This window comes from Haemophilus sp. HMSC071C11 (assembly GCF_001837655.1).
Classification (GTDB): Bacteria; Pseudomonadota; Gammaproteobacteria; order Enterobacterales; family Pasteurellaceae; genus Haemophilus; species Haemophilus influenzae.
Genome location: NZ_KV833442.1, coordinates 1 through 884 on the forward strand (window position 1 = coordinate 1; position 884 = coordinate 884).

The following is an 884-nucleotide window of genomic DNA, read 5'->3' on the forward strand; positions in this document are numbered from 1 at the left end:
CAGCGATTCAAAAATGAAGAATTAATTGCGATTCAGCAAGAATATGGCTGCACGCAATTTATTGATGAACTATGCCGTTTGGCTGGTGGGCGTTTTGTACCTGATGTAGCAGAGAATGAATTAGACAAGGTTGAGCTTGCTAATTTACAACTGCACGAGCTTTCCGCACGAGGCTTGTTATTTGCTGCATTAGAAACAGCGTTAGAAGACGGCGAAATCACTTCGAAAGAAGAAGACAAAATACGTCAAGCATTGAGTAAACATTTGGCAGCGACGCAACATTCGATTGAATGTGCGATTGTGTTACACAAGAAATAAAAAAAGCCACGAGGAGATTTCGTGGCTAATTCATTAAGGAATATACAGATGAATCAATTATTAACGATTTCGAAAGAAAACACAAGCACTTTGACGATGAGTAGTCGTGAAATTGCGGAATTAATCAATAAAAACCACAGCGATCTGTGTCGTTCAATCGAAAGACTTATCGCAAAAGAGGTGATTTGGGGGTATCAGCCAATGGCTTACACCCATCCACAGAACGGTCAGACTTATTATGAGTACCATCTAACCAAACGAGATAGTTTAATTGTTGTTGCTCAGAATTGTCCTGAATTTACTGCGGCAATTGTCGATCGCTGGCAAGCGTTGGAAAATCAACAAAAACCAACCGCACTTATTCCGCAATCTTTTTCTGAGGCGTTGATGTTAGCCGCTCAGTTACAAGCAGAAAAAGAGCGTAATGCGCCTAAAGTCGCTTTTGTTGATCACTATGTGGAAGTAGGGACGAGTAAATCATTTCGTGAGACGGCGAAGATTTTAAAAATGCCTGAGCGTGCATTGGTCAATCGCTTGGTGGAAGATAAATATTTGTATCGTCAATC

Annotated in this window: 2 protein-coding genes; both read left to right on the forward strand. The window is 40.7% G+C overall.

The genetic code is table 11. From position 1 onward, the window contains the following. On the forward strand, positions 1 to 318 hold a 318-nt coding region (locus tag HMPREF2644_RS07225; RefSeq protein ID WP_070828352.1), incomplete at its 5' end, for a phage regulatory CII family protein. 48 nt (positions 319 to 366) lie between these two features. Continuing rightward, positions 367 to 884 (forward strand): Rha family transcriptional regulator (locus tag HMPREF2644_RS07230; RefSeq protein WP_070828353.1); only part of this gene is annotated, 518 nt, incomplete at its 3' end.